This window comes from Pseudomonas sp. MF08875 (assembly GCF_059862525.1).
The window spans coordinates 20,486-34,195 of sequence record NZ_JCBCUW010000020.1 but is presented as its reverse complement, the minus strand read 5'-3'; the positions used below and the strand labels follow the sequence as shown (position 1 = coordinate 34,195).

14 protein-coding genes are annotated in these 13,710 nt (G+C 62.8%); 9 read left to right on the top strand and 5 right to left on the bottom strand.

The annotated features are described in order from the left end of the window. Positions 1-117: 117 nt before the first annotated feature. The gene (locus tag AC19YT_RS13770) at positions 118-1,572 is read left to right on the top strand and encodes a TrkH family potassium uptake protein (RefSeq protein WP_095107374.1); all 1,455 of its coding nucleotides are present in this window, start codon (positions 118-120) and stop codon (positions 1,570-1,572) included. On the opposite strand, the gene AC19YT_RS13765 is transcribed toward AC19YT_RS13770, so the two are convergent. Further along, positions 1,529-2,590, bottom strand: coding sequence for an AraC family transcriptional regulator (locus AC19YT_RS13765; RefSeq protein ID WP_095107373.1), 1,062 nt, complete (start codon positions 2,588-2,590; stop codon positions 1,529-1,531). The genes AC19YT_RS13770 and AC19YT_RS13765 overlap by 44 nt on opposite strands. Positions 2,591-2,756: 166 nt before the next feature. Between AC19YT_RS13765 and AC19YT_RS13760 the strand changes: the two genes are divergently transcribed. Continuing rightward, positions 2,757-3,068 carry an Mpo1-like protein gene (locus tag AC19YT_RS13760; protein ID WP_095107372.1) on the top strand — a complete coding sequence of 104 codons (312 nt, stop codon included), beginning with the start codon at positions 2,757-2,759 and terminating at the stop codon, positions 3,066-3,068. Here the strand turns inward: AC19YT_RS13760 and AC19YT_RS13755 are convergent. Further along, positions 3,065-3,886, bottom strand: coding sequence for a UDP-2,3-diacylglucosamine diphosphatase (locus AC19YT_RS13755; RefSeq protein ID WP_095107371.1), 822 nt, complete (start codon positions 3,884-3,886; stop codon positions 3,065-3,067). The genes AC19YT_RS13760 and AC19YT_RS13755 overlap by 4 nt on opposite strands. A 192-nt stretch (positions 3,887-4,078) precedes the next feature. On the opposite strand from AC19YT_RS13755, the gene AC19YT_RS13750 reads away from it, so the two are divergent. Both AC19YT_RS13750 and AC19YT_RS13745 read left to right on the top strand, forming a co-directional pair. Further along, a complete protein-coding gene (locus AC19YT_RS13750) occupies positions 4,079-4,963 on the top strand; it encodes a DMT family transporter (protein WP_095107370.1) in 885 nt (294 codons plus the stop codon). A 151-nt stretch (positions 4,964-5,114) separates the two neighbouring features. After that, positions 5,115-5,405 (top strand): hypothetical protein, encoded by a 291-nt coding sequence (locus tag AC19YT_RS13745; RefSeq protein ID WP_095107369.1) that lies wholly within the window; start codon positions 5,115-5,117, stop codon positions 5,403-5,405. A gap of 41 nt (positions 5,406-5,446) precedes the next feature. On the opposite strand, the gene AC19YT_RS13740 is transcribed toward AC19YT_RS13745, so the two are convergent. After that, the gene (locus tag AC19YT_RS13740) at positions 5,447-5,734 is read right to left on the bottom strand and encodes an Rdx family protein (protein ID WP_500596936.1); all 288 of its coding nucleotides are present in this window, start codon (positions 5,732-5,734) and stop codon (positions 5,447-5,449) included. A gap of 71 nt (positions 5,735-5,805) precedes the next feature. Here AC19YT_RS13740 and AC19YT_RS13735 point away from each other — a divergent pair, with 71 nt between their 5' ends. Both AC19YT_RS13735 and AC19YT_RS13730 read left to right on the top strand, forming a co-directional pair. Continuing rightward, positions 5,806-7,995 (top strand): patatin-like phospholipase family protein, encoded by a 2,190-nt coding sequence (locus AC19YT_RS13735; RefSeq protein WP_095107367.1) that lies wholly within the window; start codon positions 5,806-5,808, stop codon positions 7,993-7,995. Positions 7,996-8,386: 391 nt separating this feature from the next. Further along, complete coding sequence (locus AC19YT_RS13730) at positions 8,387-8,902, top strand: cytochrome b (protein ID WP_095107366.1); 516 nt, start codon at positions 8,387-8,389, stop codon at positions 8,900-8,902. 56 nt (positions 8,903-8,958) lie between these two features. On the opposite strand, the gene AC19YT_RS13725 is transcribed toward AC19YT_RS13730, so the two are convergent. Together AC19YT_RS13725 and recQ are read right to left on the bottom strand one after the other, a co-directional pair. Then, entirely contained in the window at positions 8,959-9,393 is a 435-nt protein-coding gene (locus tag AC19YT_RS13725; protein WP_095107365.1) for a MarR family transcriptional regulator, read from the bottom strand. A gap of 120 nt (positions 9,394-9,513) precedes the next feature. After that, positions 9,514-11,640, bottom strand: coding sequence for a DNA helicase RecQ (recQ, locus tag AC19YT_RS13720; RefSeq protein ID WP_500610455.1), 2,127 nt, complete (start codon positions 11,638-11,640; stop codon positions 9,514-9,516). Positions 11,641-11,915: 275 nt separating this feature from the next. Between recQ and AC19YT_RS13715 the strand changes: the two genes are divergently transcribed. From AC19YT_RS13715 to lapG, 3 genes are all read left to right on the top strand, one after another. Continuing rightward, positions 11,916-12,503, top strand: a complete 588-nt coding sequence (locus tag AC19YT_RS13715) for a UPF0149 family protein (RefSeq protein WP_095107363.1) — start codon at positions 11,916-11,918, stop codon at positions 12,501-12,503. 10 nt (positions 12,504-12,513) lie between these two features. Next, on the top strand, positions 12,514-12,912 hold the full coding sequence (locus AC19YT_RS13710; protein WP_176465045.1) for a YbaN family protein: 399 nt from the start codon (positions 12,514-12,516) through the stop codon (positions 12,910-12,912). A gap of 74 nt (positions 12,913-12,986) precedes the next feature. Next, positions 12,987-13,691, top strand: coding sequence for a cysteine protease LapG (lapG, locus tag AC19YT_RS13705; protein ID WP_095107361.1), 705 nt, complete (start codon positions 12,987-12,989; stop codon positions 13,689-13,691). The last annotated feature ends 19 nt before the right edge of the window (positions 13,692-13,710 follow it).

Here is a 13,710-nt window from a genome sequence, read left to right as displayed (position 1 = left end):
CCACCTCCTGAGAAAAATGTGCCGCCATTCTAGCGGCAACGCCGCGCAAGGTGCCGGTTTACATGCCTCGCCCCGCAGGTAGAATGGCGCCCTTGCCCACCAGCCCGAGCCCACTTCATGGCGTTGCCGACCCTACGCATCATCGGTTTCATTATCGGCATCTTCCTGATTACCCTGGCCGTCGCCATGGTCGTGCCCATGGCGACACTGGTGTTCTTCGAGCGCACCCGCGAACTGCCCTCGTTCCTGTGGGCCAGCCTGATTACCTTCCTCGCCGGCCTGGCGCTGGTGATCCCCGGGCGCCCCGAGCATGTGCACCTGCGCCCGCGGGACATGTACCTGCTGACGGTGAGCAGTTGGGTGGTGGTGTGTGTGTTCGCCGCGCTGCCGTTCCTGCTGACCCAGCACATCAGCTACACCGACTCCTTCTTCGAGAGCATGTCCGGCATCACCGCCACCGGCGCCACCGTGCTCAGCGGCCTGGACGACATGTCGCCGGGCATCCTGATCTGGCGCTCGCTGCTGCACTGGTTGGGCGGCATCGGCTTTATCGGCATGGCGGTGGCGATCCTGCCGCTGCTGCGCATCGGCGGCATGCGCCTGTTCCAGACCGAGTCCTCGGACCGCTCGGAGAAGGTCATGCCGCGCTCGCACATGGTGGCGCGGCTGATCGTTGCCACCTACGTGGGCATCACCATCCTCGGCAGCCTGGCGTTCTGGTGGGCGGGGATGAGCCTGTTCGACGCGATCAACCACGCGATGTCGGCGATTTCCACGGGCGGGTTTTCCACCTCCGACCAGTCCCTGGCCAAGTGGAGCCAACCGGCGGTGCACTGGGTGGCGATTGTGGTGATGATCCTCGGCAGCCTGCCCTTCACCCTGTACGTGGCCACCCTGCGCGGCCATCGCCGGGCGCTTATCAAGGACCAACAGGTGCAGGGCCTGCTGGCACTGCTGCTGGCTACTTGGTTGGTGCTCGGCACCTGGTACTGGTGGACCACCCAACTGCATTGGCTCGACGCCCTGCGCCACGTGGCGCTGAACGTAACCTCGGTGGTTACCACCACCGGTTTCGCCCTGGGCGACTACAGCCTGTGGGGCAATTTCTCACTGATGTTGTTCTTCTACCTGGGCTTCATCGGCGGCTGTTCGGGATCGACGGCCGGCGGGATCAAGATTTTCCGCTTCCAGGTGGCCTACATCCTGCTCAAGGCCAACTTGAATCAACTGATTCATCCACGGGCGGTCATCAAGCAGAAGTACAACGGCCATCGCCTCGACGAAGAGATCGTGCGTTCGATCCTGACCTTCTCGTTCTTCTTCGCCATCACCATCTGCGTGATCGCCCTGGCCCTTTCGCTGCTGGGCGTGGACTGGATGACCGCCCTGACCGGCGCTGCCAGCACCGTGTCCGGCGTAGGCCCGGGCCTGGGCGAGACCATCGGCCCGGCGGGCAACTTCGCCACCTTGCCGGACGCCGCCAAGTGGATCCTATCCCTGGGCATGCTGCTGGGCCGGTTAGAGATCATCACGGTGTTCGTGCTGTGTATTCCGGCGTTCTGGCGTCATTGATCGCCTCGGGCGTGCCTGTCAACCGCGCCCGGTACTCGCCGGGCGTGACGTCGAACCAACGCCTGAACGCTCTAAAGAAGTTACTCGGGTCGGCAAAGCCCAACAGGTAGGCAATTTCCAGCAAAGTCATGCGCGGCTGCGCCAGGTACTGCTCGGCCAGTTCACGGCGGGTATCGTCGAGCAACGTCTGGAAACTGGTGCCCTCCTCCTGCAAACGCCGCTGCAAAGTGCGCTGGGACAGATGCAGCGTCTGCGCCACCGCGTCGCGCTTGGGCTCGCCTTGGGGCAGCAAGCGGCACAGCACCTGACGGGCCTTGTGGGTCACCCGGCTCTCGGAAAACCGCGCCAGGTATTCCCCGGCAAAACGGTCGTGGAGCAGGGCCATGGCCTCGTTGGCGGTGGGCAGCGGCGCTTCCATGTCGGCGCGCTCGAAAATCAGCGCGTCGTAAGGCGCGTTGAACACCAGCGGCGCATGGAAGGCTTGTTTGTAAGGCTCTTGGTTCAGCGGCTGGTCGCCTTGCAGCATGACCTTACGCGGTTGCAGGCTGCGCCCGGTCAACCAACCGCACAGCGCCAGGGCACAGGCCAGCGAGGCTTCGGCGCTTTGCCGGGTCGGCGGCAGGTGATCGCCGTGCACCGTCAGAATCAGGGCATAGCCTTCGGGTAAAAGTCGGAAGCTCAAGTCGGCGCTTTCGGCAATGATTCGCTGGTACCGCACCAAACGCTGAAAGCCTTCGGCCAGGGTTTGGCTGGACATCAATGCATAGCCGGCCACATGAAAAGACGCCGGGCGCACCACCTTGCCCATGTTCAAGCCGATCGCCGGGTTGCCCGACAACTCCACCGCCCGCTGCCACAGGCGCGTCATCGAGTCCTGGGGAAAGCGCGCGTCCGGGTCGTCCAGCGCGGCGTAATCGAGCCCCAATTGCTTGAAGAGCACACGACAATCCAGGCCGTCCATTTCCAGCGCTTTGACAATTCCCATCGCCCAGCTTGCAGAGGTCGTTCGTTCACTCATGGTGTTTGCTTAACTTATGACAGGTGAACCGCCGGATGCGGCGGATTTGCAAGGATACTAAAGTGGCGCCCATTGTCACTGGCCACAGCCCCCGATGACTCTAGACTCATTCAGGCTACCCGCCGAGCATCTGGCAATCAGAACAATAACCGCAGAGACGCCGACCGTGGAAAACACCAAGCATTTCAATAGCTTCAAGGATTTTTACCCGTACTACCTCAGGGAGCACGGCAACAGCACCTGCCGGCGCCTGCATTTTATCGGCACCACCCTGGTGATCGTGATTCTGGCGTTTGTCATCGGCAAGGGTGCCTGGCCCTGGCTGCTGGCCGTGCCGGTGGCGGGGTACGGCTTTGCCTGGGTCGGCCATTTTTTCTTCGAGAAGAACCGCCCCGCCACCTTTCAGCACCCGTTCTACAGCCTGCTGGGGGATTTCGTGATGTACCGCGACATGATCCTGGGCAAGGTGCCTTTCTAGCTCGGCTGGGCTTCTTCCAGCGCTTGGGCCAGCAACTGCGCCGCCCGGGCCTGGGCGTCGGCGAGGCGGAACAATTCAATCGAGCCGTCCCAGTGTTCGATCAACGCCGTGCAGGACTCCACCCAATCCCCGCAATTGAGGTAATCCACCTCGCCGACCTTACGCATCTCGGCATGGTGGATGTGCCCGCACACCACCCCGTGCAGGCCCCGTTTGGTGCATTCGTGGGCGATGGCTTCTTCGAAGTCACTGATAAAACTGACAGCCGTTTTCACCTTGTGCTTGAGGTACGCCGACAGCGACCAGTAGCCGTAGCCATAGTGGGCGCGCCAATGGTTGAGCCAGCGGTTGAGGGTCAGGGTGAATTCGTAGGCCGAGTCGCCCAAAAACGCCAGCCAGCGGTGATAGCGGGTAATCACGTCGAACTGATCGCCGTGGATCACCAGCAAGTGGCGCCCGTCGGCGGTCACGTGCACCGCCTCATCCACCAACTGGATGTTGCCCAGGATCAGCTTGGAATAGCGGCGCAGAAATTCGTCGTGGTTGCCGGTGACGTAGATCACTTCGGTGCCGCGCTTGCTCATGGTCAGCAGGCGGCGGATCACGTTAGTGTGGGCCTGGGGCCAGTACATGCCGCTGCGCAGTTTCCAGCCGTCGATAATGTCGCCCACCAGGTACACCCGGTCGGCGTGGTAGCCCTTGAGGAATTGCGACAGGTGCTCGGCCTGGCAATCGCGGGTACCCAGGTGCACATCGGAGATCCACAGGGTGCGCACCCGCTGTTTACGGCTGGGTCTGGCACGTTCGGCACTGGTCATGGGCAGGCTCCGGGCTAGTTTTCGCGAGCTTGCACCCGGGCGGTGAAGCGCCCATGACAGAAATGCGGCACGGCGATGACAGCGCGCCATGGCCTTAACCCCTGGCCAAAAAAACCCGCAATGGCGACAGACGGCAACGGTGCGAGGCTCTAGAATGGCCGCCCTGTCGCTCCGCCCCCGGTAAGGATTGCAATGACGCCGCGTACCGCCCTTGGCGCCCTGCACATTGGCGCACTGATGTTCGGCCTGACCGGCGTGCTGGGCAAACTCGCCGCCGCCTCCCCCGCCGTCATCACCTTTGGCCGGGCCGCGTTTGCCGTGGCGGCCCTGGCCTGCTTCGCCAGTTTCGCCCGCCAGACCCGCTGGCATCGGCTCACCCTGGCCGACGGCTTGCGCCTGGCCCTCGGTGGCCTGCTGCTGGCCGGGCACTGGGTGAGTTTTTTCATTGCCGTGAAGGTGGCCGGCGTGGCGATTGCAACCTTAGGCTTTGCCAGTTTCCCGGCTTTTACTGTGCTGCTTGAAGGGCTGATTTTCCGCGAGCGGATCCGCGCCAATGAACTGTTCCTGGTGCTGGCAGTGAGCGTGGGCCTGGTGCTGGTCACCCCGGCCTTTGACCTTGCCAGCGAAGCCACTGCCGGGTTGCTCTGGGCCGTGGCTTCGGGCCTGCTGTTCGCCCTGCTGTCGCTGACCAACCGCGCCGGCTCCGGCAAGGTGCCGGCGGTGCAGGCCGCACTGTGGCAAAACCTGGTGGTCGCCCTGTGCCTGCTGCCCTTCGCCGCGCCTCAGTTGCCCCAGGTGCGTGCACTTGACTGGCTGTGGATCGGTCTGCTCGGAGTTTTTTGCACAGGGCTGGCCCATAGCCTGTTCGTCGCCAGCCTCACGGTGGTCAAGGCGCGCACCGCGGCCGTAGTGTTCGCCATGGAGCCGGTGTACGGCATCACCGTGGCCTGGCTGCTGTTTGGCGAAAATCCCACCCTGCGCATGCTGATCGGCGGCGCGGTGATCGTAGTCGCTATCGTCATTTCCAGCCGCCAAAGCGCCGCAGGGCCGGGCAAACGCGGGGCCGCCGCCACCTGATTGGCGCAGGCACTTTGCTATACCTATACTCCAGGCATCCGCAACAGTTCGCCGTCGTTCTCCGGATACCGACAGCTCGATACAGCGGCGCCACCCCTTGAAGTAGCTGGATGCGAGTCGTCCTCCATCAACGCTCTACAAGGGGTTTTCTATGGATATCGTCAGCCTGATTATTCAGATCATCAGCGGTGTGATCGGCGGCAACGTGGCCGGCATGAGCAAACAAGGCATGGGCCCGGCGCTCAACTCCGTCGTCGGCGGCGTGGGCGGTGTGGTGCTGGGGCAGATCCTGGCCGCCATCACCGGCGAGCCTACGGCGGCCACCGCCGGCGGCGCGCTGGACCTACCCGCCATCATCAGCAGCATCGCCGGCGGCGGTATCGGCGGCGCGGTGCTGACCTTCGTCGTGGGCCTTATCAAGTCCAAACTCGCGCCCAAGTAAAGGTGCGCGGCACGGCCAGCCAAGGCCCTGCCGCGCCCCCTTCAGACCTTGGCTTCGTTGTGCCCCAGGTCGCGTTCGGGGTCGATCTGGTCGCGCAGCCGTTGCTTGAGCACCTGAGCCTGCGGGAACCCGCCATCCACCTTGCGCTCCCAGATCTGCACGCCATCGCACTGGATGTGAAACACCCCGCCCGTGCCCGGCACCAGGGATACCATTCCCAGGTCGTCGCCAAAGGTGCTGAGCAACTCCTGGGCCAGCCATGCAGCGCGCAGCAGCCATTGGCATTGGGTGCAGTAAGTAATGACGATGTGCGGTTTTTGGGCGCTCATGTTCGAGAAGTCTCCTGGACGCGATGGGCCGCTATAATAGCCGCCTTTTTTCGCCCAGCCCGAGTCCCGTGATGCGCCGTCTGCTGTCTTGCCTGTTCTTGTGCCTATTGCCCGTGATCCTGCACGCCGGCGAAGCGCCGCGGCCCAAAGTCGGCCTGGTGCTGTCCGGCGGTGCCGCCCGCGGGTTGGCCCACATCGGCGTGCTCAAGGCCCTGGAAGAGCAAGGCATCAAGATCGACGCCATTGCCGGCACCAGCATGGGCGCGGTGATCGGCGGGCTCTACGCCTCCGGCTACAAGATCGACGAGCTGGAAAAACTGGCCCTCAACATCGACTGGCAACAGGCCCTGTCCGACGCCCCGCCGCGTGAGGACGTGCCGTTTCGCCGCAAGCAAGATGACCGCGACTTCCTGGTCAAACAAAAACTCAGTTTCCGCGACGACGGCAGCCTGGGCCTGCCCCTGGGGGTGATCCAGGGCCAGAACCTGGCGCTGCTGCTCGAAAGCATGCTCGCCCACGCCAGCGACACCCGGGACTTCGACAAACTGCCGATCCCCTTCCGCGCCGTAGCCACCGACATCGCCAGCGGCGAAAAAGTGGTGTTCCGCAAAGGCCATTTACCCCAGGTGATCCGCGCCAGCATGTCGATCCCGGCTGTATTCGCTCCGGTGGAGCTGGACGGGCGGCTGCTGGTGGACGGCGGCATGACCGACAACATTCCCCTGGACGTCGCCCGGGAGATGGGCGTGGACCTGGCCATCGTCGTCGACATCGGCACCCCGCTGCGCAGCCGCAAACAGCTGGCCACGGTGGTGGATGTACTCAACCAGTCGATCACCCTGATGACCCGGCGCAACTCCGAGGAACAACTGGCCGCCCTACGCCCCGAGGACGTACTGATCCAGCCGTCACTGGCCAGTTTCGGCGTCACCGACTTCGGCCGTGCCCAGGACATGATCGACGCCGGCTACCGCGCCACGCGCATTCTCGACGCACGCCTGGCCGGCCTGCGGCCCAAGGAAGGCATGGACGCCGAATTGGTGGCCGCACGCACGCCGAGCCAGCGCACGCCGGTCATCACCGCGATCAAGATCGAAAACGATTCCAAGGTCGGCGACGACGTGATCCGCTACTACATCCGCCAGCAGCTTGGCCAACCCCTGGACCTGGGGCGCCTGCAAAGCGACATGGGCACCCTGTACGGCCTCGATTACTTCGAGCAGGTGCAATACCGTGTGGCGCACAAGGGCAAGCAACAGACCCTGGTCATCAGCGCCCGGGGCAAGCGCAGCGGCACCGACTACCTGCGCCTGGGCATCAACCTGTCCGATGACATGCGTGGCGACAGCGCCTACAACATCGGCGCCAGCTACCGCGTCAACGGCATCAACCGCCTCGGCGCCGAATGGCTGACCCGGGTGCAGATCGGCAACGAACAGGAACTGTACAGCGAGTTCTACCAGCCGCTGGACGTGGGCTCGCGCTACTTCGTCGCGCCCTATGCCGGTATGGAATCGCGCAACGTCGACGCGGTACTCGACAACGACCCCATCGCCCAATATCGCCTCGAGCGCTACGGCTTTGGCCTGAACCTGGGCCGCCAGATCGGCAACAACGGCGAACTGCGCTTTGGCGTCGGCGAAACCTGGGGCAAGGCAGACGTGCGCATCGGCGACCACGACCAACCTAGCGAGGACTTCACTGAAGCCTTCTACGAACTCAAGTATTCCTACGACTCGCTGGACAACGTCTACTTCCCCCATGCGGGCAAGGATGTGGGCGTGGCCTTTCGCCAATACGAGCCGGAACTGGGCTCGGACCAGCGTTATCGCCAATGGGAAATCAAGTTCGACAAAGCCCTGAGCAGCGGGCCGAACACCTTCATCCTCGGCGGGCGCTACGGGCGCACCCTGGATGACGCCGAGGTGGTGATTTCCAGCTTCCAGTTGGGCGGTGCGCGGCAGTTGTCGGGCTTTCGCCAGGACGCGCTATCGGGGCAGAACATCAGCCTCGCCCGCGCCGTCTACTACCGACGCCTCACACCCAGGGCCTACCTGCCCCTGGACTTCCCGCTGTACCTGGGCGCGTCCCTGGAACGGGGCCGAGCGTGGAACAACGACAACGAGTTCGACAGCGGCTACATCAATGCTGCCAGTGTTTTCCTGGGTTTCGATACGCCGCTGGGGCCGTTGAATTTCAGTTATGGCTTTAACGATGATGACCAGCAAGCCCTCTACTTGAACCTGGGGCAAACGTTCTAGGCGCTGTACTGCCGCAATCTTCCCCACTCCATAGCCGTGCCCCCCTCGCCGCGTGACCTGCGGCGAGGCACTACCCCCGCGAGCGTTTTCCAGGAATCGCCGCCGACCGTAAACCCGAACAGCCTCCCTAATTTCAGTTGGCTATGTTTGCGCTCGCCCGGGAATGGGACACCGAAAACACATCCCCCACATATAGGCCACACACCTCTGAATAAAATCTACGAAACAACCTACAAATTCTGAAGATGCTTACTGTAGGCCAGATCATTTTCCTCATACAGAATCCCCTCACCCATTAACACCATGACTTGCGCATAAAACTAATGAGCACTTATCGCGCACAAGTATCCGCGCAAGCGACATCTATTTACTAACGATCGGGGATCAAAGCATGAGTAAACCGCAGTACTCACGCGTGCATAAATTTCTGCACTGGCTGTCGGCCGCGGTGATTATCTGGGCGCTTACAAGTGGCTTTTATGTATCGCTATTCAATGTCTCGGCGACATTAAAAGAATGGGTGTCATTTATTAACATTTCACTGACAACGGTGTATTTGCCTTTTTTCATTGCCAGGCTATATGCGACGCAGGCCTATTATCGCCAGATGAAAGGCTTGCACCGAAAATTTGCCGATTATCTGGCATCGAGTATCCACATGCTGATTCATTTCACCACCGCCACAGTAATGCTGACGGGGTTCTTAATGATGGATCAGGCGATCAACGTCTTTGGACTATTCCAGGTTCCTCACCCCTTGAAAGACCGGGTACTCATCACTCAGTTTTTTACCCTGCATATTTGGGCCTGTGGGTTACTGGCACTGCTGGTTCTATTGCACATCGCCGCTGTGATTAAGCACGAAATGTGCGGCAAACCCGTTCTCGAGCGAATGCGCTTTCGCTGAGGTGATACGGCTGCGTGCGTACCGCCTCCAGGACAAGAGCTCGCGCTCACATAACCTCAGGATTTTTCCAGGTTGCCCAGGATATGGCCGTGCACGCGCATGCACACGGCCAGGTCTTCTTCGTTGACGCCCACAAACAGCTCGTGGCGCAACGCGGTGGCGATGGTTTCAATCTGCTCGATCAGGGGGCGTGCGCTGGCGCAGAGGACAATCTTCTTGGCACGGCGGTCTTCTACCACTGCCTGACGCTGCACCAGGCCCTGGCTTTCCAGGCTGTCGAGCAGCCGCGCCAGGGTCGGCCCTTCAACACCCACGCTCTGCGCCAACTCGCGCTGGGTGGGCGCTTCCTCGAAACGCGCCAAGTGCAGTAGCACCAGCCAACGGGCCTGGGACAGCCCCAGGCCCGCGAGGCGGCGGTCCAACTCGGCGCGCCAGCCCCGGGACATCTGCGCCAACTGCATGCCAAAACGGTGTTGATCGGTTAACGGCATAGAACACTCATGATCTGACTGAAATTAATAGAAACTAATAATTAGTCAGCTAAGCATGCCCTCCGAGCCGAGGCAAGGTCGGGTATGTACTGAATCGTTACATCTTGGTTATAAGGTGTTTTAAACCTCGAACTCCGACTGCAACGCGGCCCGCACGCAGTACAGCACGCCCTCTGGCACGCGCCCGGCAAACAGCGCCATCACCTCGGCCGCGGGGGGCAGCTCGCCCTCGCCGTCGAGGAAAGCGTCCTGGATTTCCCCCAGCAGGTCTTCCGGCAGATCCAGCGCTTGCTCCAGGCTCAACTGCTGCTTGCCGATGGCCTCGGCCAGCAAGGTGTAGACGTTTTTCTCCGAGCACTGCAATTGCCCGGCGATCTGGGTCGGCGTCATCCCGGCGCGGGCCAGGGTGATGAGTTCGTGGCGAATGTCGGCGACCACCGCAGGCGCCTCGGCCGCGCCGCCCAGCACTTGCAGGAAGGCTTCGCCATAACGCTCCAGCTTGCGTGCGCCGACACCGCTGACCCGGGCCATGTCCGCCAGGGAGGTGGGCTGGCTGCGCAGCATTTCTAGCAGGGTCGAGTCCGGGAAGATGACATAGGGCGGCACGCCATGCTCCTCGGCCAGTTTGCGCCGCAGGGCGCGCAACGCCTCCCATTGCTCGCGCTCTTCGCCGCGCACCAGTTGGCTGGCCTGGCTGGTGCTGGTCTTGGTGGTGGTTTGCGGCTTGAGGTCGCGGCGCAGTTCCAGGGTCACTTCGCCCTTGAGCAGGGGCCGGCAACTGTCGCTCAAGCGCAAGCCGCCGTAGCCTTCTAGGTCGATATCCGCCAGACCACGCGCCACCAACTGCCGGAACAATGACCGCCATTCACCTTCGCTGCGGGCCTTGCCGACGCCATACACCGATAGATGCTGATGGCCGAAACTGCGGACTTTTTCGTTGTCCTTGCCCAGCAGCACGTCCACCAAGTGGCCGACGCCATAGCGCTGGCCGGTGCGGTAGATCGCGGAAAGGGCTTGGCGCGCCGGCTCGGTAGCGTCCCAGGTCTGTACCCCATCGACACAGTTATCGCAGTGCCCGCAGGGTTGCGGCATGTCTTCGTCGAAGTACGCCAGCAACGTCTGACGGCGGCAGCGGGTTTCCTCGCACAGGGCCAGCATGGCGTCGAGCTTGTGCTGCTCCAAGCGCTTGTGGCGTTCGTCGCCTTCGGAGTTTTGCAGCATCTGCTTGAGCATCACCACGTCTTGCAGGCCGTAGACCATCCAGGCATCTGCCGGCAAGCCATCACGGCCGGCCCGGCCGGTTTCCTGGTAGTACGCCTCCAAGGACTTGGGCAGGTCCATGTGGGCGACGAAGCGCACGTTGGATTTGTCGATGCCCATGCCGAAGGCGATGGTGGCGACCATGATGAGGCCTTCTTCATTGAGAAAGCGCTTCTGGTTCGCCGCCCGGGTTTCGCTGGGCAGCCCGGCATGATAAGGCAACGCCGGAAAGCCCTGGTCGCAGAGGAAGGCCGCCACTTCGTCGACTTTCTTGCGCGATAGGCAGTAAACGATGCCGGCGTCGCTGCGCCGCTCGCCGAGGAACGCGAGCAACTGCTTGCGCGCCTGCTCCTTGGGCACGATGCGGTAGAAAATGTTCGGCCGGTCGAAGCTCGACAGAAAACGCTCGGCGTTTTGCAGGTGCAGGCGCGTGACAATTTCTTCACGGGTGCGCTTGTCGGCGGTGGCGGTCAGGGCGATGCGCGGCACGTTGGGGAACAACTCGGCCAACTGCCCCAATTGCAGGTATTCGGGGCGGAAGTCGTGGCCCCATTGCGACACGCAGTGGGCTTCGTCGATGGCAAACAGGGCGATATCGAGGTTCTGCAGGAACGCCAGCATCCGCGGCTGCACCAGGCGCTCGGGGGCCAGGTAGAGCATTTTCACTTCGCCACGGCGGATGCGCGCCGCCAGCTCGCGCTGCTGCTCGGCGCTCAGGGTCGAGTTCAGGGCGGCGGCGGCCACACCCAGTTCTTCGAGGGTCGCCACCTGGTCGTCCATCAACGCGATCAGCGGCGAAACCACCACCGCCAGGCCTTCGCGCAACAGCGCCGGCACTTGGAAGCACAGCGACTTGCCGCCGCCGGTGGGCATCAGCACCAACGCATCGCCACCACTGGCCACGCGCTCAATGATTGCACCCTGGCGACCGCGAAAACTGTCGTAGCCGAAGATGTCCTTGAGGACGCGTTGAGCCTGTTCGAGCATGAAAAACTCCAAATATCGCCGAATATCCCTGGGGCAGGCTGGCTCAAAACGAGCGATTCTTCCTGGGCCAATCGGTAAGCGGACGTGTCCGCCCCCCTCAACCACACCCGCAGGGCATTGCAAAACGCGGCAGTATACCCGAGCGCTCCCAGGCGCAGGGCGCCGCCTGCGAATAGGCGCCCGCAGGCATTACCGGGCAAATCGGCGCGGCGGCTGGCCTGGGGCCGCAAGAAGGCCTAGAATTCAGCATCGTTTATTCCCCAAGGTAGCCCTTAATGTCCTTCGCTGAGCAACTAACCCGCCTGCAAGTCTTCCTCGACGCCGACGAGCTGCATGACGAGGCGCTGGACTACGTGGCCGCCCACGGCTATCTGACCGCCCTGTCGATCTGTGCCGAAGAAGTGCCGGACCGTGAATGGATCGACGCCCTGTTCTCCGAAGAACCGCACTACGCCGACGACGCCGAGCGCGAAATGATCGAAGCCACGCTGATCCAGCTCAAGGCCCACATCGCCCGCCAACTGGCCGCCGACGAAGAGTTCGAGCTGCCGTGCGACCTGGACCTGGGCGACGATCCGGACGACTCCGAACTGCGCGGCTGGTGCATCGGGTTCATGGAAGGCGTGTTCCTGCGTGAAGAAGCCTGGTTCGAGACCGCCGAAGACGAAGTCAGCGAAATGCTCCTGCCGATCATGGTCGGTTCTGGCCTGTTCGATGAGCAGCCAGAGTTCTCCGACATCGCCAGCGATGCCAACCTGATGGACGACATGATCGTGCAGATCCCCGAGGCGCTGACCGCGCTGTACCTGTTGTGCCAGGCCCCGGACGAAAAACCGGCGATCCTCAAGCCCCGCCACCACTAAGGTCGTGCCTGTGGCGCCCACGCCCATAGGCGACCGCTCCCTGCTCGTGCGCTACGTTCTGCTGACCATCGGTTGGCTGAGCGTGGTGCTGGGGGTGGTCGGGATCTTCCTGCCAGTCCTGCCGACCACCCCGTTCCTGCTGCTCGCCGCCGGTTGTTTCGCCCGTAGTTCCCCGCGCTTCTACCAATGGCTGGTGGAACACCCGCGCCTGGGCCCGTGGATCCGCGACTACCTCGATGGCAACGGCATCCCGCTCAAGGGCAAGGTCTACGCCATTGGCCTGATGTGGCTGAGCATCGGCCTGTCCTGCTACCTGGTACCGCTGCCCTGGGCGCGTGCTTTCATGCTGACCAGCGCAGTGCTGGTGAGCCTCTACATCCTGCGCCAGAAAACCCTGCAACGGCCCTGAGCCACCCGACGACCTGCCCTCGCTTCGCCTGCATAACGCCTAGACTTCAGGCATCTGCAGGCGAGCAGCTCGATATGGTCCGAAGTGCGCGTAGTCCAGGATGGTCAGCGCCCCGACTTGGGCTCGGTGCCTGGCTGTGGGTGGTGATTTGGCTGCTGGCCAGCGCCAGTGTGGCGGCCACCTGGGATTTTTCGCGCATTCTCGAGACCGCCCAGCAACGCTACGGCAGCCTGGGCACCGGCAAGGCCCGGATCGAAGCCTGGAGCCGCCTGCTGCAAGGCGAGGCCGGGCAAGCGGAGCGCGAACAACTGAACGCGGTCAACCGCTTCTTCAACCGGCAATTGACCTTCCAGGACGACCGCCGCATCTGGCGTCAGACCGACTACTGGGCCACCCCCGTGCAAGCCCTGCTAAAGGGCGCCGGCGACTGCGAGGACTACGCCCTGGCCAAGTACTTCAGCCTGCGCAAACTGGGGGTAGCCAGCGACAAGCTGCGCATCACCTACGTCAAGGCCCTGACCCAAAACCAGGCGCACATGGTGCTCACCTACTACCCCAACCCCACCGCCGACCCCCTGGTGCTGGACAACCTGATCGGCGAGATCCGCCCCGCCTCCCAACGCAAGGATCTGCTACCGGTTTACGCCTTCAATGCCGAAGGCCTGTACCTGCCCGGCGCCAATGGCGGCAAGCGCAGCAGCGACTCGAAGAAGCTCTCGCGCTGGCAGGATGTGCTGCAAAAAATGCAGGCCGAAGGCTTCGCCGTGGGCGATGGCTGACCGCACGAAAAGGAGCGCC

Coding starts and splice junctions, on each gene's coding strand:
- AC19YT_RS13770 (WP_095107374.1), top strand. CDS start 118: ATGGCGTTGCCGACCCTACGCATCATCGGTTTCATTATCGGCATCTTC.
- AC19YT_RS13765 (WP_095107373.1), bottom strand. CDS start 2,590: ATGAGTGAACGAACGACCTCTGCAAGCTGGGCGATGGGAATTGTCAAA.
- AC19YT_RS13755 (WP_095107371.1), bottom strand. CDS start 3,886: ATGACCAGTGCCGAACGTGCCAGACCCAGCCGTAAACAGCGGGTGCGC.
- AC19YT_RS13750 (WP_095107370.1), top strand. CDS start 4,079: ATGACGCCGCGTACCGCCCTTGGCGCCCTGCACATTGGCGCACTGATG.
- AC19YT_RS13745 (WP_095107369.1), top strand. CDS start 5,115: ATGGATATCGTCAGCCTGATTATTCAGATCATCAGCGGTGTGATCGGC.
- AC19YT_RS13740 (WP_500596936.1), bottom strand. CDS start 5,734: ATGAGCGCCCAAAAACCGCACATCGTCATTACTTACTGCACCCAATGC.
- AC19YT_RS13735 (WP_095107367.1), top strand. CDS start 5,806: ATGCGCCGTCTGCTGTCTTGCCTGTTCTTGTGCCTATTGCCCGTGATC.
- AC19YT_RS13730 (WP_095107366.1), top strand. CDS start 8,387: ATGAGTAAACCGCAGTACTCACGCGTGCATAAATTTCTGCACTGGCTG.
- AC19YT_RS13725 (WP_095107365.1), bottom strand. CDS start 9,393: ATGCCGTTAACCGATCAACACCGTTTTGGCATGCAGTTGGCGCAGATG.
- recQ (WP_500610455.1), bottom strand. CDS start 11,640: ATGCTCGAACAGGCTCAACGCGTCCTCAAGGACATCTTCGGCTACGAC.
- AC19YT_RS13715 (WP_095107363.1), top strand. CDS start 11,916: ATGTCCTTCGCTGAGCAACTAACCCGCCTGCAAGTCTTCCTCGACGCC.
- lapG (WP_095107361.1), top strand. CDS start 12,987: ATGGTCCGAAGTGCGCGTAGTCCAGGATGGTCAGCGCCCCGACTTGGG.